Origin of the sequence: Desulfuromonas acetoxidans DSM 684, assembly GCF_000167355.1 — a bacterium.
Classification (GTDB): domain Bacteria; phylum Desulfobacterota; class Desulfuromonadia; order Desulfuromonadales; family Desulfuromonadaceae; genus Desulfuromonas; species Desulfuromonas acetoxidans.
Window position 1 is genome coordinate 86,909 of the sequence record NZ_AAEW02000015.1, and the last position, 23,308, is coordinate 110,216.

Sequence of the window (23,308 nt, forward strand, 5' to 3'; positions counted from 1 at the left end):
GGGGGCGTCGCGAACGATGCCCCCGCTGATTTTAACGTTTTTCGTTAAGTAGTTTGTAGTAAGCACTGTCGGTTGACAGAATCAAGCGGTTGTTTTTATTGACTGTCTTCTGGTACGACTCCAGGGTGCGCAGGAAGCGGTAAAAGTCTGGTTCCTGGTTATAAGCCGCCGCATAGATTGTTGTCGCCTGCGCATCGCCATGCCCTCGGATTTCCACGGCCTTGCGGTATGATTCGGAGCTGATTTTTTTCAGTTCTTTATCCATCTGACCGAGGATGTCTGCTTTCTCGCCTTCACCTTCAGAGCGGTACTGGGCAGCGACTTTTTTACGTTCGGAGATCATCCGCTCATACACGCGCTTACGCACCTGTTCGACGTAGTTAATTCGCTTGATTTGAACGTCGATCAGTTCAATGCCGTATTCCGGTGTACTCAGCTTGGCCTGGGCGAGGATGTTCGCGAGAATATCTTCACGTCCCACCAGTTCTCGGTTTACCTGAGCGGTTTCGACAATGTTATCGGTAAGGTCCTCTGGTGGCTGATAATCATCTCCGCGAACCAGTTCCACCAGCAGGTGACCGGATACTGCGTCACGCACAACCGAATCAATGATATCGTCGAGGCGACTCTGGGCGCCGCGTTCGGTGGCAACCGTGGTAAAGAACCGCAACGGATCGACAATCCGCCAGCGGGCGGTGGTATCGACCCAGATGTATTTTTTGTCGCTGGTGGGAATCTGGTTGGGATCGGCATCCCAGTTAAGGATCCGTTTGGAAAAACGATGCACTTCCTGGATCACCGGAATTTTAAAATGAATCCCGGCATTACGTACCTCACCCACCGGTTTACCGAATTCGGTGACCAGGGCTTGCTCGGCTTCATTGACAACGAAAAAGGCACTTTGGGCGACCAGAACCACAAGAACAATGATGGGGATGATCAGACGCTTCATTTGGCACCTCCATTCATGTTTTGTTTGCCCAATGGAAGCAGGGGAAGGATGCCGCCGCTCTTGTCGTCAACCACATAAATTTCATCGACCTTGGGAAGAATCTTATCCATGGTTTCCAGAAACAAGCGTTGTTTAGTGACTTTGGGGGCTTTGCGGTATTCAGCCACCAGAGAATTAAAACGCTCTGCTTCGCCCTTGGCGCTGTTGATGCGTTCAAGAGCGTAACCTTCGGCTTCGAGAATGCGGCTACGCGCCACACCACGGGCTTTAGGGACTTCACGGTTGTATTGCTCCCGTGCCTGGAAAATCAGGCTCTCTTTTTGTTGCTCGGCTTCGTTGACCTCGTTAAACGCCGCTTTGACTTGATCTGGCGGGTTAACGTCTTGGAATTTAACGGTGACGACACGGATACCAATGTTATAGCTGTTGAGGATGTCCTGCAGCCCCTTTTCAACGGCCATGGCCAGGTAGGCACGCTCTGTGGTCAACACCTGAGTGACATTGGAGTTGCCGATGATGCGGCGCACCTCGGCTTCGGACAGATCGCGGATCGTGGCACGGGGATCGGCAATGTTGAACAGGTATTTTTCCGGATCTACGATCTGATACTGGACAATCCATTCCACATCACTGACGTTCAGATCGCCGGTCAGTGTCAAGGATTCTTCACTGTAATCGCGATTGCTGTAAGTGGTGCGTATACCGGCTTGCTCAGTGCGAAAGCCGAACTCTTCTTTGAGAACGCGTCCGGTTTTGACCCGGTAAACCTGATCAATGCCGAAAGGCAGTTTCATGTGCAGACCGGGTGGGGCGGTGCCGATCGATTTTCCCAGACGCAACAACACGCCGGTCTCTTCGGTATCAACTTTGTAAAAGGCGCTTTGTCCGCCAATGACGACGAGAAAAACAATAACCAGGCCGATAATCAGTTTTTTCGGTGGGCCGCCGCTGGTCTTGATTTTCTTGGCCGCCATTCTCAGAGCTTGTTCCAATGGATCCTGTTTGGGTTCCCAGGGACTTTGAGACATTCGGGGTCCTCCTGAAAAAGGGGTGTGAGGTTAGTTTAGGGGGAAAATGTTCGCTTAGCCTACTTCATTGTAAATACGGGTGCGGAATTCCACACCCAATTCTTCGGCCAGTTGTTCACAGGCCTTGATATCAATGCCGGGCACCGTGACGGCTGACGCAATCACTTTGGGAATGTAGGTCGGTGCCTGACGAATGAATTCCTTGACGCCGTCGTACCCCTCATCGCCGAAACAGGATTGGCAGATCCGTTGGTAATCGGCTGTGTTTGGTGCGTTGAGGGAGATACTGAGTTCATCAACCAAGTCTTCGAGTTCCGGCAGAATATTGCGCTGATAGACAAGGTTGGCTTGGCCATCACTGTTGATGCGCACCTTGATCCCGCGTTGTTTGAGCCACGTCGCCACCTCTTTCACCAGATCAAGTCGCAGTAGGGGTTCGCCATAGCCACAAAAGACGACCTCCTCATAACCTGACGGATCGCCAATGGCGGCAATCACTTCATCAAAATCGGGTTCATGGTCGAGCTTGAGCTGATGGCCTTTGACGTGAAAGTCGCGGAATTTGGCGCAGAAACTACAGCGGTTGCTGCAGCGGTTGGTGATGTTGAGATACAGCGAGTCGCGGATGCGATACGCGATTTTACTGGCCTGGTCCACTTCACCGACACCGAACAGCTCAAACGCATTAAGGCTGGTGATGCGCGCCACATCGGTCAGGGTCAGCCCCTTGATCTCAGCAATTGTTTCGGCGGTTTTGACAACGTAGGACGGCTCATTGCGCTTGCCGCGCCACGGTTGGGCGGCAAGATAGGGACAATCTGTTTCGACCAGGATGCGCTCTGTCGGCACTTGCCGGATCACTTCACGCAGAGCGTCGTTTTTCGGGTAGGTTATCGTGCCGGTAAATGACAGGTAGAAGCCGAGGTCCAGGCACGCTTTGGCCATTTCGATATCGCCACTGAAGCAGTGCAGTACACCGCCGATCTCCTCGGCCTTTTCTTCGCGCAGGATGGCCAGTACGTCATCATGTGCATCGCGGTCATGGATGACCACCGGCAGCTTGCTCTGGCGTGCTAAGGCCAGTTGTTGGCGAAAGGCTTTTTGCTGCTGATCGTGCGGGCAGTGGTTGCGATAGTAGTCGAGGCCGATTTCACCGATGGCCACTACTTTGTCTGCAGTCGCCAGTTGGGCCAGTTCGTCAAGCAACTGCGGGGTGACGGTGGCGGCGTCGTGTGGGTGGATACCGACCGTGGCATAGATGCCTGGATACCGTTCTGTCAGATCGACGCTGGCACGAGAACTTTCGAGGTCGCAGCCGACGGTAATGATGGAGTGAACCCCTTGATCATCGGCACGTTGAATGACCTGTTCAAGGTCTTCAGCAAAACGATTGCCGTCCAGATGGGCGTGGGTATCAACGAGGGAAGGGTGAGACATGGGAACTCCAGAAATAAGACGTTGGCGTGTTGTTTTTGTGCTACGACACGATGGATCGTTTTTGGGGCAAAATCTTAAGGTCAAGAGCTAAGTCAAGGTCGCCGGGACTCGCCCCGGCAGGCGACATCCTTTTGACTGGCCGCTCAAAAGGATGCAAAAACCGGCTGAACTTCTCCTGGACCTAGGTTAACCGACAATGAGTCTGTTCCGTTTTACGCCACCGCTTCAGCTTGCCTCCCTTTAGCTCGGCAAATCTTGCTTCTCATCACCTCTGGCGTAAAACGTTGATAACAAACTTTTGTTTTTATCTATCTTTGGTGTGGCACCGGTTAAACAGGTGGGACGGTGCCCACCCTACAGTTGTGTGTTATTTAGCACTTCAGCTCTCCCGTTCAGCAGCGCCGAACGTAAAGAGCGTCGCTGTGATGATCGTCGGCAACCTGTTTGAGCGTCAGCGAGTTTTGCCGACATCACAGCGTAAGCGAATGCAGTGAGGGAACCCGCAGGGCGCAATGGTCGGGAGTCGATTTTGCGCCCCTTTTGTCGACGCAAAAGGGGCCCGACGTGTGGGCGCGGAAGCCCACGTCACGTGCGTACCCAAAATGCAAACGGATGAACTTTGCCGGAGCAATCCGTCATAAGGGCTGTAAGCCTGCTCGCAGCAGCATATTTAAGTTTTAGTTTTCCTCAATCCGCGGAAACATCGGCGGCGCTTTTTCAATGGTCGTACCGGCTTGCAGTCCACCCCATTGATCCTGCCCATCAAGCATCAGATTGTCGCTGTCCTGACCCAGAATCTCCATGATTCGCTTGCCTGTATCCGGCAAGAATGGGGCCACCATCAGGCCGATCAGACGTACGGCTTCAAGCAGGTTGTACATAACCGTGCCGAGACGTTCTTTTTGGGCTTCATCTTTTGCCAAACCCCAGGGCGCTGTGTCGTCGATGTATTTGTTGGCGCTACTGATCAGCTCCCAGATGCTGAGCAGGGCCTTGTTGAAGGCCAGATCATTCATTTGTTTATCGATCAGTTCCAGCTTGGCGGGGAATTGATCGATGAACGGTTGGTCGATGTCGGCCATTGCTGTTGGCTCAGGCAGAGTGCCACCGAAATACTTGTTGAGCATGGCCGTGGAACGGCTGACCAGGTTGCCGAGGTCATTGGCCAAATCCGAGTTGATGCGGTGGATCAGCGCCGAGTGAGAGAAGTCGCCGTCGAGGCCGAACGGCACTTCACGCAGCAGGAAATAACGGATTGGATCAATGCCGTAGGTGTCGACAAGCATGTTGGGCTCGACGACATTCTGCAGGCTTTTGCTCATCTTCTTACCTTCGACGGTCCACCAGCCGTGGGCGAACACTTTTTCCGGTAGAGGCAAACCGGCAGCCATGAGGAAGGTCGGCCAGTAAACGGTGTGGAAGCGCAGGATGTCCTTGCCGATAACATGGACACTGCACGGCCAGAATTTTTCAAATGTCCCCTGTTTATCATCCGGGTAACCCAGAGCGGTGATGTAGTTGTTCAACGCGTCAAACCACACATAAATGACATGCTTGTCGTCACCGGGAACCGGGATCCCCCAAGAGAAACTGGTGCGGGAGATCGACAGGTCACGCAGCCCTTCGCGCACGAAACTGAGTACTTCGTTGCGGCGAGAACGCGGCTGGATAAAGTCGGGATTGGCCTCAATATGATCGAGCAGCTGTTGCTGGTATTTGCTCATGCGGAAGAAGTAGGACTCCTCCTTGAGTTTATCCGTCGGCCGGCCACAGTCCGGGCAGCAGCCGTCGATGAGCTGTGTCTCAGTCCAGAAGGTTTCACAGGGAGTGCAATACCAGTCTTCATAGGCCCCGAGATAGATATCACCTTGTTCCTGTATCTGGGTAAACATTTTCTGCACGCCCTCTTTATGGCGTTGCTGGGTGGTGCGGATGAAGTCGGTGTTGTCGATGTTGAGCTTTTGCCACAAGGCCGCAAAGCGTTGCATCACCCGATCCGCCAGTTCCAAAGGTGTTTCACCCGCAGCAATGGCGGCCTTTTCCACTTTTTGGCCGTGCTCGTCTGTACCGGTGAGGAAAAAGACCTCATAACCGCGCGCCTTTTTATAGCGGGCCAGAACGTCACAGGCCAGTGTCGTATAGGCGTGGCCGATGTGGGGCACATCGTTGACGTAGTAGATGGGGGTGGTGATGTAAAATGTTTTGTCCATGGTGGCTCCTGCTATGGTTTGCGCGGCGGCCGACGACGATTGCGGCTGCGGCGTTTATTGGGTTTTTTATCCTGTGGGTTCTTTTCCTGATTTTTATCGTTATTCTCGCCGGTCGCGGGCGTTGCCTGTGATTTATCCTTGGCCGGGCCTTTATCCGGACGGGGTTTTCTGTTCGGTCGTTGGCTATTCTCCTGGCCCTGTTGTTCCTGCGGCCCGGAAGTTTTTTTGGGGCGATTCTGTTTTTCCTGACCCGGTTTACCCCCACGTTTGTTCTTACTTGGCCGCCCTTCAGCGGATTTTCCCCGAGCCGGACGTTGTGGTTTCCCGTCACGCGAGGCTGGTTTGCCCCCCTTGCCTTTGTTGCCTGTTTTGCGTTCCCCTTCTTTGGCCTGACGTTTTTCAGGGGCCGGCGAACTTCCTCCGCTTTTTTTCGGCTCCTCTTTGGCTCCCGTTTTGTTGGTGCTCAAACTTGCTACAGGGATGTTGCTGATGGTTTTACCAGAGCAGCGTACCGTGACGGTTTGACTGAGTGTCTGACCGCAGACAACCTCAACGGGTTGTCCGTCAAGACTCGCCTTAGATCCCGGTTTCGGTAACTGCTTGGCCATTTTGCAATAGGTATCGTACTCATACCCAAGACAGCACAGCAAGCGTCCGCATTGTCCGGAAATTTTGGTGGGGTTCAGTGCCAGACCCTGTTGTTTGGCCATGCGGACGGATACCGGATGAAAATCCGTGAGAAAAGTGCCACAGCACAATTCACGTCCGCAGATGCCAATGCCACCGATCAGTTTGGCTTCGTCACGTACACCGATCTGGCGCATTTCAATGCGGGTGTGGAAATGGTGGGCGAGGTCTTTAACCAGTTCACGAAAGTCCACCCGGCCATCGGCGGTGAAATAGAAGATGATCTTTGACCCGTCAAACAGGTATTCAGCCTTGACCAGTTTCATCGGCATGTTGCGTTGACGAATGCGCTCCATGCAGTGATCAAAGGCTTCTTTTTCCTTGGACGAGCTGATGCGCGCCATGTTGTGGTCAGCTTCAGTGGCCAGACGCAAGACTTTTTTCAGATCCTGGGGAAGATCTTGTTTGGCAACGTTTCGGGGAGGGCGAGCAACCGTGCCGAGTGCGCGGCCTCGATTGGTTTCCACTACAACGCTGTCCCCCTGATTGAGTTCCAGCCCGTTGGTATCAAAGTCATATTGTTTTCCTGCCGAGCGAAATTTGACGGTGGCTATGATTTTTTCGCCCGCTGGAGTTGTGGTGTGTTCCTCGTTGTTCTGAGTCATTCGGTCACTTTATATGTTGATCGTTTCCATTGGTGCATCGTGGCCAAGGCCATTGGCGTCAATATGTGGAAACGAAGGGTTCAATCGATAGGGCAAATTCCCTGAAACCATGTTCCTCGCGGTAGAAGAAAAGTGGTTGTTTTTCTTTTCTCATTCCCGAAATCAGGTAAAGAGATAATCTAACGTATTCAGGGACGACAGGCAATGTCTTAGTTGCCGTCAATGCGGGATTTCTCTCTCGGATGAAAGGTGGTTGACCTTCTCGGTTTGCTAACGGATTTTACATTGCTGCTTTGGGTTGGACAAGCTGGATCAGCAAGCGCTCGACAGCAAGTTGTCGGTTGACGTTGCGGCGTAAATGGTACTGAAAATCAAGAAGTGCATCCAGTTTATGCTGGATGGAGGGCAGGCTTTCACGGCCAGCCTGATGGATAATGCGTTCTTTGAGGTCAGTATTGGCCAGCAGGGAGCTGGACCCCTGACTGACAACAAGAAAGACATCGCGATAACAGCTGAGTAGAACCGTTCCGAGGTCTTCGAGTTGGTCCTTGTCCGCCGCCCATTTTTCCGCCAGTTCCAACATCGGAACGATGCTGCCCGGTGACAGGGTGCAGACGGCTTTGAACAGTGTCTTACGTTGTTCAAGGTAAAACTCACGGTCGCTGCCGAGAGCTTTTTTGAGGCTGCCTTCGGACAATGAGGCGAGGATTCGGCATTCATCGTTACTAAATTCCTGCTGCTTGAGGACTTTGGCAATCATGGCCTGATCAAGTCGGGCAAAGGGCAGTTGCTGACACCGGGAACGAATGGTTTCCAGAACCGCTTCCGGATGGGCGCTGATCAAAATCAACATGACATCGTGGCGTGGTTCTTCCAACGTTTTGAGCAGCGCATTACCGGCCGCCGGGTTCATCTTGTCCGCTCCGTCAATCAGGCAGATCCGTCGTGGTGCTTCCAGCGGAGGATGTTGCAGTTCCCTTTGCAGCTCACGGATGGCGTCAATTTTGATGAAGCTGCCTTCCGGTTCAAGGATGTGGAGGTCCGGGTGGTTGTTGTGGTCAATGCGTCGACAGCCGGCACAGGTGCCGCAACCGGTTTGGTGTTCACAGAAGATCAGGCGAACCAGGGCGGTGGCCATCAGACGTTTGCCGATCCCTTCGGCACCGGTAAACAGATAGGCGTGGGCCATGCGTTGATTGTTCCACGCCTGACGCAGCAATTTTTTCTGCCGTTCATGGCCGATGATGTTGTCAAAAGTCATGACGAAGGCACCGGTTGGATTATGGTGTTCATTGCCGATGCAATGCGTTCAGCCACGGTTTGCGGTTTTCCCTGAGCATCAATGATCAGAAAGCGCTGAGGCTCGTTGTCTGCCAGTTGCAGATAGGCTTGACGGATGCGCTGGTGAAAGTTGAGAGATTCCTGTTCAAAGCGGTCTTCATTGGGGCCGCTGTGTTGTTCATTGCGCTGGCGGGCGCGTCCGAGACCAATCTCTACCGGAAGATCGAGCAGCAGAGTGGTGTCGGGCCGAACCCCTTGGCAGGCATACGCATTGAGTGTTGTGATCTGATCAATGTCGAGCTGACGGCCATAGCCCTGATAGGCGAGGGTGGCGTCACAAAAGCGATCACACAGGACTGTCTTGCCGGCGTCAAGGGCCGGACGGATCACTTCAGCGACATGCTGGGCACGAGCCGCAGCATAAAGCAGCAGTTCGGTCGGGCTGGTCATGCGGTTGTTTTTTGCATCAAGTAATACCGCGCGAATCTGGTCAGCAATATCACAACCTCCCGGTTCCCGTGTTTCTATGACGTCGTGACCCTGGTGGCGCAGTGCGGTGGCGAGCAGACGGATCTGGGTTGTCTTTCCACACCCTTCAATACCTTCAAATGTGATGAATTGTCCCATAACTTCCGTGGTTTGTGGAGTGGCTGGTTTTTCGGGGCGTCTTTAGCGGGATGTTGAAAAAATCCTGTCCGGGGATTTTTCAACGACGCAAGCCGAAAAAGCGATTTCCGTCTTGCTCGCAAAATCAAGGATTTGAAAACCTGTCCTTGATTTTGATCGCCCGTCCATGGGCTCCACAGCTTGTTAGATCTCCCGATTTTGTTCAGAGTGCCCCATTATAAAGAGCGCGGTCAGGGACGCAAGGAGAAAAGCGTATCGGCCAGCCATTGCGTTATGGTGCGTTTTTCAGTATGTTAAATCGTTTAACAGTTGACATTGATGGAGATCTGTCGGCAGAATGCGCGGCTTGTCCGCAGGGCAGGTCATGATTGTGGAGAGTGAATCTGGTGGATTTTGATAAAGAGCTGAGCCAATTTGAAGAGCGATTAGGGTACCGGTTTACAGACCGGCATTACCTGCAGACAGCTCTGATCCATAAATCCTATGCCAATGAACAATTGCGTGATCCGGCGGCATGTAATGAACGACAGGAATTTCTCGGTGATGCGGTTCTTGATCTGGTGATGGCGGATTATCTGTTTTGTACTTATCCGCAGTTACCGGAAGGTGAGTTGTCACGCATCCGCTCCGAATTGGTCAGCGCCCGTGCTCTGGCTAAAGTAGCCCGTCGCCTCAATCTGGGCCCCTGTCTGAAATTGGGGCGTGGTGAACGCCGTAGTGGCGGTCAAGACAAAGACAACCTGCTGGCTGATGCGTTGGAAGCGGTGTTTGGAGCGGTGTTTCTCGATGCCGGTTGGGATGTGGCGCGGGATGTCCTCGGGCGGATGTTTGAAGGTACGGCCGTCCAGGCGGCGCGGCGTAAGTCACTTGACTACAAAACTCGCTTTCAGGAATTGGCTCAGGCGCGTTTTGGGGCTGCCCCCGAATACGAACTGGTGGCCACGGAAGGTCCCGATCATCAGCGCGAATATACGGTGATTGTCTCCTGTGAAGGACGACATTTGGGGCAGGGCAGTGGCGGCAGTAAAAAAGCGGCCCAACAACAGGCGGCATGTCAAGCGCTGAAAGCTCTTGATGATGAATGCGACGGAGGGACGGCATAGGCTGTTCCCCCTTACGTTATAGAGCCTTGTGCAACAGGGTAGCGATACCATTTTCGCAACAACTTTTTCACTAAGAAAGAGATGATCACGTGACAGATTCAACCCGAACAGAGTCCACTTTCCGATCCGGATTTGTATCGATTGTCGGTCGACCCAATGTGGGGAAATCCACATTGCTCAATCAGATCCTTGGTCAGAAAATCGCCATTACAGCCAATAAGCCACAGACCACCCGTAACCGGATTCTCGGTATCCACAGCGAGGACAATGCCCAAGTATTATTCCTCGATACTCCGGGTATTCACAAGGCAACCGGTAAGCTCAACCAGTACATGGTTGACCAGGCGTTATCCGCCTGCCGTGGTGTTGATGTGGTGGTGTTTCTGGTTGAAGCCACTGACCGGGTCGGTGGTGGTGATGATTTCATTCTTGATGTGCTTGCACAGAGCGACATCCCGGTTGTGCTGGTGATCAATAAAGTCGATCTGGTGGAAAAAGACAAGTTGCTGCCTTTAATCGCCCAGTATGCTGAACGCTTTGACTTTAAAGAGATCATTCCGTTGTCGGCCCTTAATGGCAGTGGCGTGGAGCGCCTGGTGGCGTCGGTTCGAGACATGCTTCCCGAAGGCCCACCCTACTACCCTGAAGAGATGGTCACGGATTTGCCGGAGCGGTTTATTGTCGGCGAAATGATTCGTGAGAAAATTTTGCGCAAAACCCATCAGGAGGTGCCGTATGGGGTTGCAGTGCAGGTCGATAATTTTGAAGAGCGGCCCGGCAAGAACCTGATCGCGATTCAGGCGACCATTTATGTGGGTCGTGATGCGCATAAACGGATTCTGGTTGGTAAGGGCGGCAGCATGATCAAGCAGCTTGGTCAGGACGCCCGCAAGGAAATTGAACAGTTCCTTGATGCGCGGGTGTTTCTTGAACTGTTTGTTAAAGTGAAGAAAAACTGGATGGATTCTGAGCGCTTCTTGCGCGAGTTCGGGTACGAATAAAGTTTTCTGAAAAAGCCTTCCATGGCTTTTGAAAAAGAGGCGAATAACGCCCCTTTTAAGAGCTTAATTTTTTATACAGGTGAAACGTTATGTCTGTCGTCGCCATTGTCGGCCGCCCCAATGTGGGTAAATCAACCTTGTTTAACCGCATTCTCGGCGAACGCAAAGCCATTGTTGAAGATTATCCCGGTGTGACCCGGGATCGTAATTATGCCGATGTGACTCGTTACGATAAGCCGTTCACACTGATTGATACGGGCGGTTTTGAACCGGTCAGTGAAGTGCGTATGCTGGTGCAGATGCGTGAGCAGTCGCAATTGGCCATTGAAGAGGCCGATGTCATCCTGTTTGTCATGGATGGTCGCGATGGTTTGACGCCGTCCGATGAAGAGGTTGCCGAAATGTTGCGCCGGGTCGATAAGCCGGTGTTGTTTGTCGTCAATAAGGTTGATGGCGACAAGCAGGAAGAGCAGGCGGCTGAATTCTATTCCTTGGGCATTGAGCATTTTTTCGTTACCTCGGCAGAGCATGGTCGTGGCATGGGCGAGCTCATGGCCGCGATTCTTGATGAGTTGCCTGAAGTGAAAACTGTCGAGGACGATAGTGCTGAGGTGCGACTGGCAGTGATTGGGCGCCCCAATGTCGGCAAGTCCTCTTTGGTTAATAAGCTGCTTGGTTACGAACGCGTGGTGGCAAACCCGACGGCGGGAACCACGCGCGATAGTGTCGATACCCCCTTTACTTACAATAATCAGCGTTATGTGCTGATTGATACGGCCGGAATTCGACGTAAGGGAAAAGTCAGCCAGAAACTTGAAAAGTATTCCGTGGTTCAGGCCCTCAAAGGGATGGATCGGGCGCATGTGGTGATGGTGGTGATCGATGCCGAAGAGGGGATTACCGAACAGGATCTGACCATTGCCGGCTATGCCTATGACCGCGGCCGGGCCGTGGTGCTGGTTGTCAATAAGTGGGATACTCTGACCAAAGATAACCAGACCATGAAAAAGTTTACTGACGAAGTCCGTGGCCAATTTAAATTTTTGTCTTTTGCGCCGATTATGTTTGTTTCCGCGCTGACCGGCCAGCGCGTGGCCAAAATTATGGAGACAGTTGAGGACGTGGCCCAGCAGTTTAACCGCAAGATCTCCACAGCGGAGTTGAACCGGGTTCTCAAGCAGGCTGAGGAGGCTCACCCACCGGCCATGTATCATGGCAAGCGGGTTAAACTGTTTTATATTACCCAGACAGCGGTGCGGCCGCCGAGCTTTACCATCTTTGTCAACAAAGAGAAAGGGGTTCATTTCTCTTATCGCCGCTACCTTGCGAATAAAATCCGCCAGCCGTTCGGTTTTAGTGGCTGTCCGATCCGGATTACCTATCGCGATCGGGAGCATTAATCTCCTGAAAAAGGAAACGTGCAGGTAAATACATTTCTGGTGGTTTTGGCGCAGTCTGTTAAGGACAGGTTGAGGTTTTGTGCTATACTCCTGATAGTGTATTCATAATACATTAAAAATGATGCTCTGACAGGGAGGCCATTGTGGCGAAACGAACCATACTTGTTGTTGAAGATGAAGAAAGTTTGTTGAAGCTCGAAAGTATTCTGCTGACCTCCAAGGGGTACGAAGTTATTGGTGTTCCCAACGGATTAGCCGCATTGGATGTGTTGGACAAAGAGAAGGTCGACCTGGTTCTGCTCGATATCATGCTACCTGAGATCGATGGCTTTGAAGTCTGTCGTCGCATCAAGAACAACCCGGAAACCCAGAAGTTGCCGGTCATTATGCTGACCGCTAAGAAGAGTCATGAAGATATGTCTCGCGGAGATGAAGTGGGTGCCGATTGGTATGTCACCAAGCCTTTTAAGTCAGCAAAGGTGATTGAGACCATCGAACGATTCATCGAAGGGGCTCCCTAGCGGGAAGCTGTTTACGCGACAAACGGCGAAATGGGGGAGCTTGTGCCCACGGATAACACGTCGTTTGCTTGACAACTCCTTGAGATAAGTGTTATATGCTGTCACGCTCAAACGAGCGTGACTTTTCTTTTTTTATACTACGTGTTTGGAGGTTCCTTTGGCAAAGGAAGAAGCAATTGAAGTAGAAGGTACAGTCATTGAGCCACTGCCCAATGCCATGTTTCGCGTCAAGCTAGATAACGACCATGTTGTTCTAGCCCACATTTCCGGGAAAATGCGCAAATTTTATATCCGCATTCTGCCTGGTGACCGTGTCACGGTTGAGTTGTCACCTTACGATTTGACGCGCGGCCGGATCACTTACCGGGAAAAATAAGATTCATTTACCGCCTTCATAGATCGACGTGTATCCAGGCGATTGAATCCATATACGTAAAAAGCCGGCCAAGGCCGGTTTTTTTCATTGAATAACGACCTTGCTCTTGCGCACGGAGGCAACATGGAAGAGCGTTACGAACCGATCGGTATTGAACTGGCCTGGCAAAAAGCCTGGGCCGATTCCAATAAGTTTTCTGTATCTGAAAAATCGGATAAGGAAAAATTCTATCTTCTGGAGATGTTCCCGTATCCCTCCGGTCGAATTCACATGGGCCACGTCCGCAACTACTCCATTGGTGATGTCGTTGCGCGATTCAAGCGTCTGCAAGGCTACAATGTCCTTCATCCCATGGGCTGGGATGCCTTCGGCATGCCGGCGGAAAATGCCGCCATTCAGCATGGCATCCACCCGGCCAAATGGACGGTTGAGAACATTGCCAATATGCGTCTGCAGCTCAAGCGCATGGGGCTGTCCTACGATTGGGATCGTGAGTTTGCCACCTGTGATGTCGACTACTACAAGTGGGAACAGCTGATCTTTCTCAAGATGTTTGAGAAAGGGCTGGCTTACAAGAAGAGTTCGTCGGTGAATTGGTGTCCGACCTGTCAGACCGTTCTGGCCAATGAGCAGGTGGAAGACGATGCCTGCTGGCGTTGTGGCACGGTGGTGGAAGATAAAGAACTCGATCAGTGGTTCTTTAAAATCACCAATTATGCCCAGGAGCTGCTTGACGAGATCGACAAAATGGCTGGCTGGCCGGATTCCGTCCTGACCATGCAGCGCAACTGGATCGGTCGCAGCACTGGTTGTGAAGTTGCCTTTCCACTGGAAAATACCCTCGATAAAATCAAGGTTTTCACCACCCGGCAGGACACCCTGTACGGTGCCACGTTTATGAGCTTGGCCCCCGAGCATCCCAAAGCACTGGAGCTGACTACCGATGACCAGCGCGAGGCGGTGGAAGCGTTTATTGCCAAGGTGCGTACTCAGGATAAAAAGAATCGCACCAGTGAAGACTTCGAAAAAGAGGGGGTCTTTACCGGTTCCTACTGCATCAATCCGCTTACACGGCGCAAAATGCCGATCTATCTGGCTAACTTTGTTTTGATGGACTACGGTACCGGCGCGGTTATGGCCGTTCCGACCCATGATCAACGAGACTTCGAATTTGCCAAAAAATACGATCTGCCGCTGGTGGTGGTGATTCAGCCGGAAGATGAGAACATCGATCCGGAAACCATGGCCGAAGCCTGGACAGGACCCGGCAAGATGGTCAATTCGGATCGCTTTGACGGCCTCGATAACGAAGCTGCCAAAGAACAGATTGCCGATTACCTGGCCAAAGAGGGGATTGGCGAGAAAACCGTTAACTTCCGTCTGCGTGATTGGGGCGTTTCGCGTCAACGTTACTGGGGCACACCGATTCCCATCATCTATTGTGATCAGTGCGGTGTGGTTCCGGTGCCGGAAAAAGATCTGCCGGTAGTTCTGCCTACCGATGTTGAATTTACCGGTGAAGGTGGTAGTCCGCTGGCTAAGCATAAAGAGTTCTATACGGTCAGTTGTCCGCAGTGTGGTGAAGTGGCGCGACGCGAAACCGATACGTTTGACACCTTTGTTGAGAGTTCCTGGTATTTCGCCCGCTATGCCTGCCCTGATTTTGCTTCCGGACCCATCGACCGTGCCGCAGCGGAATACTGGTTGCCGGTGGATCAATATATCGGCGGTGTTGAACATGCGGTCATGCATCTGCTTTATGCGCGTTTCTTCACCAAGGTGATGCGCGATCTGGGATTGATGGATGTCGATGAGCCGTTTACTAACCTGCTCACTCAAGGCATGGTGTGCAAGGAGACCCAATCCTGCCCTGAGCATGGCTGGCTGTATCCTGAACAGGTGGAAAACGGTAAATGTACTCAGTGTGGCAAACCGGTGACCATTGGTCGTACCGAAAAGATGAGTAAGTCGAAGATGAACGTTGTTGATCCTGACAAACTCATTGCCACGTATGGTGCCGATACGGCACGTCTGTTCTCACTGTTTGCCGCTCCTCCGGAAAAAGACCTCGAATGGAATGATCAGAGTGTTGAAGGGTGTTACCGTTTCCTAAATCGAGTGTGGCGGGCCGTCTATGACAACCAGGATATTCTCAAAAATGCCGCTGCTCCAGAGACCGAGGGCGATGCCAAGGCATTGCGTCGCATGACTCATCGCACCATCAAAAAGGTGACTGAAGACATTGATGGCCGTTTCCATTTCAATACGGCGATTGCCGCAGTTATGGAGTTGGTTAACGCGATTTACGGTTTCGAAAAGAAAGCCGAGTATCCCGGTGCGGTAAAAGAAGCTCTGGAAGCCGCGGTTCGTTTGTTGGCACCATTTGTTCCTCATGTTACTGAAGAGTTGTGGGCTAACCTGGGGCATGAAGAGGATTTGGAAACCGCTGGTTGGCCAGAGTATGATACGGCTGCCATGGTCGAGGACGAAAAGCTTATCGTCATCCAGGTTAACGGCAAAGTACGCTCCAAGATCACGGTTTCCGCGTCAGCCGGCAAGGATGAGGTCGAAAAGGCCGCTCTGGCCGATGAAACGGTCCAGCGCTTCATTGGTGACGGCACGGTGCGTAAAGTGATCGTGGTTCCCGGTAAACTGGTTAATGTGGTGGCATCATGAGACGTCTGACGCTCCTGCTTATCGGCATCACGTTGTTGGTCTGTGCGTGTGGCTACCATCTGCCGGGACGTGGCGATGCGTTGCCGGAAGATATCCAGACGGTCTATGTGGAACCGTTTCAAAATAAAACGACCGAGCCGTTTCTGGAAACACCGCTGACCAATGAAGTGCGTGACCAGTTTTCCCGCCGCCGTACGGTGGAAATTGTCGCCAGCGCTGATCTGGCTGATGCGATTCTCACCGGCACCATTGTCAGCTACCGCGCCAGCACTGTTTCTTATGATCGCAACGATGATATCACTGAATATCGTGCGACTATGATCGTTGATGCGGTTCTGACGCGGGCCAATGGCGAGGAAGTGATCTGGCAGGGTACTGTGAGTTGGAAAGAGGAGTTCTATGCCAATGATGATCGTGCTCAGCAGGATTACAACGAAACACTGGCTCAAGAAGACCTGCACCGTCGTCTGGCTCAGGAACTTTATAACAGTTTGACCGATAACTTCTGATTGCGGCTGCCATGACTCCGGCCGATCTGAATAAAGCCATTAGTGCCAACAAGCTTCCTTCCCTGTTGTTTCTCTACGGGGAGGAAGCTTTTCTGTTGGAACAATCCCTCAAACATCTTCTTAATACTGCCGTAGACCCGGCAACGCGTGATTTCAACCTACTGGTTCTTTCCGGTAAGGATGCGGACCCGACTCTGGTCATGGATACCGCCCGAACCTTTCCGGCGTTTGCCGAGCGGCGAGTGGTCGTTATCAAACAGGCTCAGGATCTTTCCGCAGGGACACTGGACGCATTAGTTCCTTACATTCAGGAACCTGCTGCCGAATGTTGTCTGGTGTTTTGCGCCAACCGGATCGATAAACGGAAGAAATTTTTCCAGAGTTTCAAGAAAACCGGTGAACTGATCGAGTTTAAGCCGCTGTTCGCCAATAAAATTCCAGCGTTTGTGCGTGATCAGGCGCGCCAGTTCGGCAAACAGTTCAGTGAAGATGGTTTGTCGTTGTTCTGTAAACGGGTAGGAACCTATCTGACGGAAATACACGGCGAGTTGCTGAAGTTGGCCAGTTACCTGGGAGACAAACCCGTCATTGACGTTGATGATGTGGCGGCCGTTGTTTGTGACACCCGGGTGGACAGCATTTTTGATCTGACCGATGTGGTTGGTGCACGCAAGCTGCCGCAAGCGTTAACGCTAAGCGAACGTCTGCAACTTGAAGGGGAAGCCCCGCTGAAAATTCTCGCCATGCTGACGCGTCATTTCCGTCAGTTATGGAAAACCCGGTCTTTGTTGGAGCAAGGGGCATCTCAGCAGGATGTGGCTAAAGCCGTGCGCATTAATCCTTATTTTGTTGAGCGGATTATGCGCCAATCGCGCCAATTTGACATGGCAACCTATCCGAAAGCGTTTGAACTGTTTTTGCAGATGGATCTGGCCATGAAGTCGAGTGGCGCTCATCCTCAGGCTTTGCTCCAGAAGTTGCTGACAGATCTGGTGTATCTGAGCTAAAAACAACTACGGTCAATAACAAGGCAAGAGAGACTCCCTCGTTTTTGTTGTGACCGGCGGTGATTGTCAGGCAAAAAAAAAGGAGCCCTCAGGGCTCCTTTTTTTAACTCATTGTTCGGTAAAGCGATTAGGCGAGAGTGTTGACCAGTTTGGTCAGACGGCTGATCTTACGGCTGGCAGTCGCTTTGTGAATGATGCCGCGAGTTGCCATTTTGTCAATGTAGGGAACCGCTTGGGTCAGAGCCGCGGTCGCTGCGTCTTTGTTCTGTTCAGCAACAGCCAGGCGAACATTCTTGACCATGGTGCGCATGGTGGAACGGGCTTGAGTGTTGCGGTCACGACGAACGATGCTTTGCTTGTTACGCTTCAGGGCAGACTTATGATTAGCCATTGAATTTCTCCATCAATTGGTGTTGTTGTTTTTAGGTAACGAAGAGAGGTTATAGCACTGCCTTGAGGTGTGTGTCAATATTATAACTTGCTAACCGTATTGTTAAATACTTAACAATATCAAAGGACTACGATTTTTCCTGTTGGTATTAAAATAAAATAATCCCTTTTGGTGCTTATGTCGGAACAAAGAAAAATTACACTGGCAGCCGGAATACTCAGTCTGGCAACTCTGATCAGCCGTTTTGCCGGATTGGCGCGGGATATGGTGATCGCCACTCTGTTTGGTGCCGGGCTCGGCAGTGATGCCTTTTTTATGGCGTTCACCATACCGAACCTTTTGCGACGTTTTTTCGCTGAAGGCTCGCTGACCGCAGCTTTTGTACCGACTTTCAGTCAGGTGCGTGAACAACAGGGAGAACAGGCCGCGCAGCGGGTGATGGTGTTGTGCTGGTCTCTGCTGGCCACAGTTATGGTTGTCGTGACCATGCTCGGCATTGTTCTGGCCCCAGGGCTGGTACAGATGATTGCCCATGGTTTTGGGGAGATCGCCGGCAAACTGGAATTAACCGTTTCTCTGACCCGCATTATGTTTCCTTACATCTTCTTCGTCAGCCTGCTGGCGTTGTTGACCGGTGTGCTGAATGTCTACGGTCATTATTTCGTGCCGGCCATCTCTCCGTTGGTGCTTAATCTGGCAATGATTAGCAGTGCCTTGTTGCTCCATCACCGTTTTGTCATGCCCATCGAAGCACTGGCCTGGGGTGTCATTACCGGCGGCGTGTTGCAGTTGACCATGACGTTACCGGTGTTGCGACGCTATGGTCTTCGACTCGGCTGGCAATGGAACTGGCACGATTCCACAGTGCGGCGCATCATTTTATTGATGGTGCCGGGCATTGCCGGTGTCGCTATCTACCAGATCAACGTGGTGGTCACCCGGTTGTTGTCATCCTTTCTGGAACAGGGCAGCGTCTCCTATCTCTACTACGGCCAACGCCTGTTTGAATTTCCCCAGGGGATCTTTATTGTTTCGCTGGCTCAAGCCGTGTTGCCGACCATGAGCCGTCAGGCCGCCGCAGGCGAGGTGGATGAGGTCAAGCGGTCGCTGCGTTATGCGTTAAGTCTTATTGTCCTGGTCACGTTGCCCGCAGGCGTGGGGTTGATTGTCTGTGCTGAACCGATCTTCAGCCAGTTGTTCATGCAGGGCGCCTTTGGATTTGCGGATGTTCAACAAACCGCCCTGGCTTTGGCTGCCTATGCACCGGGTCTGGTGTTCGTCGGCATCAGTCGGGTGATCGTTCCGACGTTTTATGCACTTCAGGATACCCGGACCCCGGTGTGGATTTCGTTCTGGACATTGCTGGCTAATGTGGCTTTCGGTCTGCTGTTGATGGGACAATTCCAGCATATTGGTTTGGCGGCTGCCTTGACACTGTCCTCGGTGGTCAACAGCGTGATACTGCTGGTGATGCTGCGCCGAAAAATTGGCAGATTGGGCTTGAAAGCGCTGTGGGTGACGAACCTCAAAGCCCTGCTGGCGTGCGCTGTTATGGCGGTGGTGGTTGATAGGGTGTTATTGCTGGGAGAGTGGTCGGCCGGTTTGACGCCGGTCAACGCGATGATTCTTAGTGGGAGTATCGTCGGCGGTGTGGCCAGTTACCTGCTGGTTGGTCGTCTGGTGAAAATTGCCGAACTCAAGGAGTTGCAGGCCATTGTCCAGCGCAAACTGCGGCGGGGTTAATCCCAACTAAGCGTTTTCCAGAGCACCAACCTGACGTAAAGCTTCGTAGAGCACAATGCCCGCCGAGGTAGACAGGTTGAGGCTGCGTACGGCATCACAACTCATGGGGATGCGCAGGCAACGTTGCGGGTGGCGCTCAAGCAGCTCTTTGGGCAGTCCCTTGGTCTCCTTGCCGAATACGATGAAATCTCCCGGGTGAAACGTCGCCTGACTATGGACAAGGTGGGCGGTTTTCGAGGTGTACCACCAGCGACCCTCAGGGTAGGCCTGTTCCAGTTGTTCCAGACTGTCCCAGCGATGCAGAGGCACGTGGGGCCAATAATCGAGACCGGCGCGTTTCAGATAACGGTCATCCAGAGAAAAACCCAACTTGCCTACCAGGTGGAGATGGGTCTGGGTTCCGGCACACAATCGGGCAATATTACCGGTGTTGGGTGGGATCTCCGGTTCCACCAGTACTATATGAAAAGGCGGATCAATCATGATGTCTGTCGCTCTGCTGATTTGCGCCAGCGCCGGTGCACCCAGAACCACTGGTCCGGTTGTTGGCGGATGGCTTCTTCAACAATGTCGGTGAGTTTTTGGGTGCAGTCCTGAACCGCTTGCTTGGTGGCCGGCCCGTCAAAGACCAGCGGCGGATGGATAACGACCCGGTAATTATAATCTTCCTGACGATAGACAAACACCGGGACGATGGGTGTTTGATTCTTCAGGGCGATCTGTGGAATGATCGGTGTGGCGTAGGCGGGCCGGTTAAAAAAGTTGACGACGATTCCCTGCTTTTTGGAGACATGCTGATCAAGCAGCAGACACACCATGCGCTGATCCGTCAGGGCACGGATGATGCGACGCGCCCCTTTTTTACTGTCGAGGCACCGACCGCCGGCACCTTCACGTTGATTCTGAATGAAGCGGTCGACAAACGGGTTGCGGATTTTCTTAGCGACAAAATCGACTGGATAGCCGAGAATCGGCATAAAAAAAGTGCCCGCCTCCCAGAAACCGACATGACCGGTGAGTAGAAACGCTCCCTGCTGTTGTTTCTTGAGGGCTTGCAGATGTTCCAGACCATCAAAGGTGAAATGGTCATCGACATCACGACGGGTGGTAAAATGATTGAGGCGTAGCATTTCCATGCTGCTGATGCCGAGGTGTTCAAACACCTTACGGATCATGGACTCAATCCACGCACTGTCTTTATCCGGATATGCTTTGCGCAGGTTGTCACGCGCTGTGGCCACGCGCTTGGGCTGAAAAAAACGGCTGGCACGTCCAAGCTGGCGCCCGAGTTTGAGTGCCCACAGGCGGGGCAGCAGGCGGGCAATACCGACAAACAGGAAGAACGGTGCCGCTTCAAGATAATTCTGTAAGGTTTCTTTATTCATAAGGTCTCAACGGTGTTAGCAGGCTGTGAAAATCAGCCTGAATGAGGCGTGTTCATCCTCGTGATTAGAACCGACCGGATACTACCACGGTGAAAAAGGTTCAGCAAGCAAGTGCTCTGTCTACACCAAATCTTCATGTTGACAGCAATGCATGTAACAAACAAAGTGAAGGCTATGGATTACTTTTTTCTCGATGCCCTGATTCGGCAGATTCAACCGCAATTGCACGGGGCTTTGGTCAATAAAATATATCAGCCGCAGTCTGATACCCTGGTGTTTAAAATGTGGAACGGTCGCCAGGAAGTGCGTTTGGTGATGCGACTTGGTCCGGCTGCGGCAGAACTTTATCTGACCGATCAGAATGCGCGTAACCCAATGCGTCCACCGCGCTTCTGCCAACTGCTGCGGGCTCGGCTGCATCGCCTCGAATCTATCCGCCTTGATCCCATGGATCGGATTGTCCGGCTGCATTTCAATGGCAAAGAGGGGCAGAGCTCTACGTTGGTAGCAACCTTCTTTGGTCGTGATGCCAATCTGAGCTTACTCAATGACGAGGGTCAACTTGTCGATGTATTGCATAGACAGAATGCCCGGTTTCAAGAACCGTCCGAACTCTTAGCCGATCAAATTGCCCTGATCGATCTTGTCCAATGGTTACGGGATCACGAGCCCCCGGAATCCATACAAACGTTTTTGAGTGAGCGCGTTGTGCCCATGAGTCGTGCTGTTGCGTCTTCACTGGTTACGACAACAGAGCAGAATCCTCTGATTCAACAGGTTGGAGCCTTTGTTACGGCGTGGCAGCAGGGACAACTTAAACCTCGCTGTCGTGGAAAGCGACTGACCATGTGGTTAACCGGTGACGATGAGGCGGCATCAAACCTGAGCCGCTATGCCCGTGAGCATGGTGCTGGAAAAGGGCCGGATGATCTGGGCAGGGTGGTCCAAAAAGCTCTGAAGCGTCTTTACAAACGTCTGGCGAGTATTGATGCCCAATGGCAGGAGTGCGAACAGGCCGATCTTTTCCGTCAGCAGGCTGACCTGCTCAGTGCCCAACGACATCTTCTCAAGCGAGGCATGACAGATGTTGAGGTGACAGACTATTATCAGGACCCACCTGTGATGTGTCGTTTAAAGCTGGACCCGGCAAAGGCACCGCAGGAAAACATCGATCAGTATTACAAACGCTACAGCAAGGCTAAGCGAGGTCTTGATCATTGTCTGCGCCGTCATGAGCAGACGGAGCAGGAAATCGCCTGGCTTGAAGAGATTACCGAGCAACTGGAAAGTGACTCTGCCGGCGACCTGGACGTCATTCGCCAGGAGTTGATCGAAGCCGGGATCTACCGCCCGCAAAATACCCTGAATCGTGAGACGCGGCGGACTTCTCCGGCGGATCTGATGCGTAAGACGGTTTCGCCCGCTGGGTGGCCGGTGTTGTGGGGACGTAACAATAAAACCAACGATTATCTAAGTAAACAGATGCTTAAAGCCAATGACCTGTGGTTCCATGCGCATCTGATGCCGGGGAGTCACGTGGTTCTCAAATGTGATGGCGCAGACGTAGCCGAAGAGGATGTGCTGTTTGCTGCGGCCATTGCCGCCCGTTTTTGTCGTGGAAAAAACAGTTCCAAGGTTGAAGTGATGGTGGCCTACGGCAAGCATGTTAAGCGGGTGAAAAATGCCCCTCCCGGATTGGTGACCGTGGATGAATTTCGCACGGTGATGGTCGCTCCGGCACAAGAGGTCAAGGAAGCGTAAGCGGCAACCATTTTTTTGTTGCATTTCCCCATACTGTTTGTTATAAAACGTCTCGCTTCAAGCCGAAGTGGTGGAATCTGGTAGACACGCATGATTCAGGTTCATGTGCTCGTTAGGGCGTGGGAGTTCGAGTCTCCCCTTCGGCACCAAAATAAAATAACCCGCTACCGTAAGGTGGCGGGTTTTTTATTTTGCAAAAGCAGTCGTAAGACTCGAAGCGGAGCTAGCGCCACGCCAGAGTTGCCGTGACGGCAACGCCAGAGTGGGCGAGTCTCCCTATGGGGATCACATCGAAACGATAAAAGACCCTGCACAACTGTGACAGGGCCTTTTATTAGATTAACCAAGCATGGTCGCCATATCATCACTGGCATTACCAATCGGTGTCAGGTTGAAGTTCTCAACCAGGAAATTGAGAACATTCGGTGAGATAAACGCGGGTAGCGAGGGTCCAATGCGCATGTCTTTCAGGCCTAATGACAGCAATGATAACAAAACCGCAACCGCTTTTTGCTCATACCACGACAGGACAATGGACAACGGCAAATCGTTGACCTCGCATTCAAACGCTTCAGCCAGTGCCAGGGCAATCGAATGCGAAAGATGCC

20 protein-coding genes, 1 tRNA gene and 1 pseudogene are annotated in these 23,308 nt (G+C 52.3%); 11 read left to right on the forward strand and 11 right to left on the reverse strand.

Going from position 1 to position 23,308, the window contains the following annotated elements:
- Window positions 1-31 precede the first annotated feature (31 nt).
- The 7 genes from hflC to tmk form a co-directional block, all read right to left on the reverse strand.
- A complete protein-coding gene (gene hflC / locus DACE_RS12630) occupies window positions 32-952 on the reverse strand; it encodes a protease modulator HflC (protein ID WP_006001853.1) in 921 nt (306 codons plus the stop codon).
- The gene (gene hflK, locus DACE_RS12635; RefSeq protein ID WP_006001855.1) at window positions 949-1,980 is read right to left on the reverse strand and encodes an FtsH protease activity modulator HflK; all 1,032 of its coding nucleotides are present in this window, start codon (window positions 1,978-1,980) and stop codon (window positions 949-951) included. The genes hflC and hflK overlap by 4 nt, the downstream gene beginning before the upstream one ends.
- 54 nt (window positions 1,981-2,034) lie before the next feature.
- Window positions 2,035-3,417: a TatD family hydrolase gene (locus tag DACE_RS12640; protein ID WP_006001857.1), complete on the reverse strand. Its 1,383-nt coding sequence runs from the start codon at window positions 3,415-3,417 to the stop codon at window positions 2,035-2,037.
- A 677-nt stretch (window positions 3,418-4,094) separates the two neighbouring features.
- Complete coding sequence (gene metG, locus DACE_RS12645; protein WP_006001858.1) at window positions 4,095-5,627, reverse strand: methionine--tRNA ligase; 1,533 nt, start codon at window positions 5,625-5,627, stop codon at window positions 4,095-4,097.
- Between the two features lie 11 nt (window positions 5,628-5,638).
- Entirely contained in the window at window positions 5,639-6,919 is a 1,281-nt protein-coding gene (locus DACE_RS12650; protein ID WP_006001860.1) for a PSP1 domain-containing protein, read from the reverse strand.
- Between the two features lie 280 nt (window positions 6,920-7,199).
- On the reverse strand, window positions 7,200-8,180 hold the full coding sequence (gene holB, locus DACE_RS12655) for a DNA polymerase III subunit delta' (RefSeq protein WP_006001861.1): 981 nt from the start codon (window positions 8,178-8,180) through the stop codon (window positions 7,200-7,202).
- Window positions 8,177-8,827: a dTMP kinase gene (tmk, locus tag DACE_RS12660; protein ID WP_006001863.1), complete on the reverse strand. Its 651-nt coding sequence runs from the start codon at window positions 8,825-8,827 to the stop codon at window positions 8,177-8,179. The genes holB and tmk overlap by 4 nt, the downstream gene beginning before the upstream one ends.
- Window positions 8,828-9,213: 386 nt before the next feature.
- On the opposite strand from tmk, the gene rnc reads away from it, so the two are divergent.
- The 8 genes from rnc (at window position 9,214) to holA (ending at window position 17,420) form a co-directional block, all read left to right on the forward strand.
- Window positions 9,214-9,930: a ribonuclease III gene (rnc, locus tag DACE_RS12665; protein ID WP_040367409.1), complete on the forward strand. Its 717-nt coding sequence runs from the start codon at window positions 9,214-9,216 to the stop codon at window positions 9,928-9,930.
- Window positions 9,931-10,019: 89 nt separating this feature from the next.
- Entirely contained in the window at window positions 10,020-10,931 is a 912-nt protein-coding gene (era, locus tag DACE_RS12670) for a GTPase Era (RefSeq protein ID WP_006001866.1), read from the forward strand.
- An 89-nt stretch (window positions 10,932-11,020) separates the two neighbouring features.
- Complete coding sequence (gene der, locus DACE_RS12675) at window positions 11,021-12,331, forward strand: ribosome biogenesis GTPase Der (RefSeq protein WP_006001868.1); 1,311 nt, start codon at window positions 11,021-11,023, stop codon at window positions 12,329-12,331.
- A 143-nt stretch (window positions 12,332-12,474) separates the two neighbouring features.
- Complete coding sequence (locus tag DACE_RS12680) at window positions 12,475-12,852, forward strand: response regulator (RefSeq protein ID WP_006001871.1); 378 nt, start codon at window positions 12,475-12,477, stop codon at window positions 12,850-12,852.
- Between the two features lie 157 nt (window positions 12,853-13,009).
- Window positions 13,010-13,228, forward strand: coding sequence for a translation initiation factor IF-1 (infA, locus tag DACE_RS12685; protein ID WP_006001872.1), 219 nt, complete (start codon window positions 13,010-13,012; stop codon window positions 13,226-13,228).
- 123 nt (window positions 13,229-13,351) lie between these two features.
- Window positions 13,352-15,904, forward strand: coding sequence for a leucine--tRNA ligase (leuS, locus tag DACE_RS12690; RefSeq protein ID WP_006001874.1), 2,553 nt, complete (start codon window positions 13,352-13,354; stop codon window positions 15,902-15,904).
- A complete protein-coding gene (locus DACE_RS12695; RefSeq protein WP_006001877.1) occupies window positions 15,901-16,413 on the forward strand; it encodes an LPS-assembly lipoprotein LptE in 513 nt (170 codons plus the stop codon). Before leuS ends, DACE_RS12695 begins: the two co-directional genes overlap by 4 nt.
- 11 nt (window positions 16,414-16,424) lie before the next feature.
- On the forward strand, window positions 16,425-17,420 hold the full coding sequence (gene holA / locus DACE_RS12700) for a DNA polymerase III subunit delta (protein ID WP_006001879.1): 996 nt from the start codon (window positions 16,425-16,427) through the stop codon (window positions 17,418-17,420).
- Between the two features lie 127 nt (window positions 17,421-17,547).
- Here holA and rpsT read toward each other — a convergent pair whose 3' ends face one another.
- Window positions 17,548-17,811 (reverse strand): 30S ribosomal protein S20, encoded by a 264-nt coding sequence (gene rpsT / locus DACE_RS12705; RefSeq protein WP_006001881.1) that lies wholly within the window; start codon window positions 17,809-17,811, stop codon window positions 17,548-17,550.
- A 177-nt stretch (window positions 17,812-17,988) separates the two neighbouring features.
- Here rpsT and murJ point away from each other — a divergent pair, with 177 nt between their 5' ends.
- Entirely contained in the window at window positions 17,989-19,554 is a 1,566-nt protein-coding gene (gene murJ, locus DACE_RS12710; protein WP_006001883.1) for a murein biosynthesis integral membrane protein MurJ, read from the forward strand.
- A 6-nt stretch (window positions 19,555-19,560) separates the two neighbouring features.
- Here murJ and DACE_RS12715 read toward each other — a convergent pair whose 3' ends face one another.
- A complete protein-coding gene (locus DACE_RS12715; protein ID WP_006001885.1) occupies window positions 19,561-20,037 on the reverse strand; it encodes a tRNA (cytidine(34)-2'-O)-methyltransferase in 477 nt (158 codons plus the stop codon).
- Complete coding sequence (locus tag DACE_RS12720) at window positions 20,034-20,939, reverse strand: lysophospholipid acyltransferase family protein (protein WP_006001887.1); 906 nt, start codon at window positions 20,937-20,939, stop codon at window positions 20,034-20,036. The genes DACE_RS12715 and DACE_RS12720 overlap by 4 nt, the downstream gene beginning before the upstream one ends.
- 174 nt (window positions 20,940-21,113) lie before the next feature.
- Here DACE_RS12720 and DACE_RS12725 point away from each other — a divergent pair, with 174 nt between their 5' ends.
- Together DACE_RS12725 and DACE_RS12730 are read left to right on the forward strand one after the other, a co-directional pair.
- A complete protein-coding gene (locus DACE_RS12725) occupies window positions 21,114-22,700 on the forward strand; it encodes an Rqc2 family fibronectin-binding protein (RefSeq protein ID WP_006001889.1) in 1,587 nt (528 codons plus the stop codon).
- A gap of 61 nt (window positions 22,701-22,761) precedes the next feature.
- Window positions 22,762-22,849: transfer RNA gene (locus tag DACE_RS12730), tRNA-Leu, on the forward strand.
- Window positions 22,850-23,039: 190 nt separating this feature from the next.
- Here the strand turns inward: DACE_RS12730 and DACE_RS12735 are convergent.
- Window positions 23,040-23,308: pseudogene (locus tag DACE_RS12735) on the reverse strand (hydroxylamine reductase); the annotation flags it as partial.

Excerpts from the sequence above, each read along its gene's own strand:
- hflC (WP_006001853.1), bottom strand. The coding sequence starts at position 952 with ATGAAGCGTCTGATCATCCCCATCATTGTTCTTGTGGTTCTGGTCGCC.
- hflK (WP_006001855.1), bottom strand. The coding sequence starts at position 1,980 with ATGTCTCAAAGTCCCTGGGAACCCAAACAGGATCCATTGGAACAAGCT.
- DACE_RS12640 (WP_006001857.1), bottom strand. The coding sequence starts at position 3,417 with ATGTCTCACCCTTCCCTCGTTGATACCCACGCCCATCTGGACGGCAAT.
- metG (WP_006001858.1), bottom strand. The coding sequence starts at position 5,627 with ATGGACAAAACATTTTACATCACCACCCCCATCTACTACGTCAACGAT.
- DACE_RS12650 (WP_006001860.1), bottom strand. The coding sequence starts at position 6,919 with ATGACTCAGAACAACGAGGAACACACCACAACTCCAGCGGGCGAAAAA.
- holB (WP_006001861.1), bottom strand. The coding sequence starts at position 8,180 with ATGACTTTTGACAACATCATCGGCCATGAACGGCAGAAAAAATTGCTG.
- tmk (WP_006001863.1), bottom strand. The coding sequence starts at position 8,827 with ATGGGACAATTCATCACATTTGAAGGTATTGAAGGGTGTGGAAAGACA.
- der (WP_006001868.1), top strand. The coding sequence starts at position 11,021 with ATGTCTGTCGTCGCCATTGTCGGCCGCCCCAATGTGGGTAAATCAACC.
- leuS (WP_006001874.1), top strand. The coding sequence starts at position 13,352 with ATGGAAGAGCGTTACGAACCGATCGGTATTGAACTGGCCTGGCAAAAA.
- DACE_RS12695 (WP_006001877.1), top strand. The coding sequence starts at position 15,901 with ATGAGACGTCTGACGCTCCTGCTTATCGGCATCACGTTGTTGGTCTGT.
- holA (WP_006001879.1), top strand. The coding sequence starts at position 16,425 with ATGACTCCGGCCGATCTGAATAAAGCCATTAGTGCCAACAAGCTTCCT.
- rpsT (WP_006001881.1), bottom strand. The coding sequence starts at position 17,811 with ATGGCTAATCATAAGTCTGCCCTGAAGCGTAACAAGCAAAGCATCGTT.
- murJ (WP_006001883.1), top strand. The coding sequence starts at position 17,989 with ATGTCGGAACAAAGAAAAATTACACTGGCAGCCGGAATACTCAGTCTG.
- DACE_RS12715 (WP_006001885.1), bottom strand. The coding sequence starts at position 20,037 with ATGATTGATCCGCCTTTTCATATAGTACTGGTGGAACCGGAGATCCCA.
- DACE_RS12720 (WP_006001887.1), bottom strand. The coding sequence starts at position 20,939 with ATGAATAAAGAAACCTTACAGAATTATCTTGAAGCGGCACCGTTCTTC.
- DACE_RS12725 (WP_006001889.1), top strand. The coding sequence starts at position 21,114 with ATGGATTACTTTTTTCTCGATGCCCTGATTCGGCAGATTCAACCGCAA.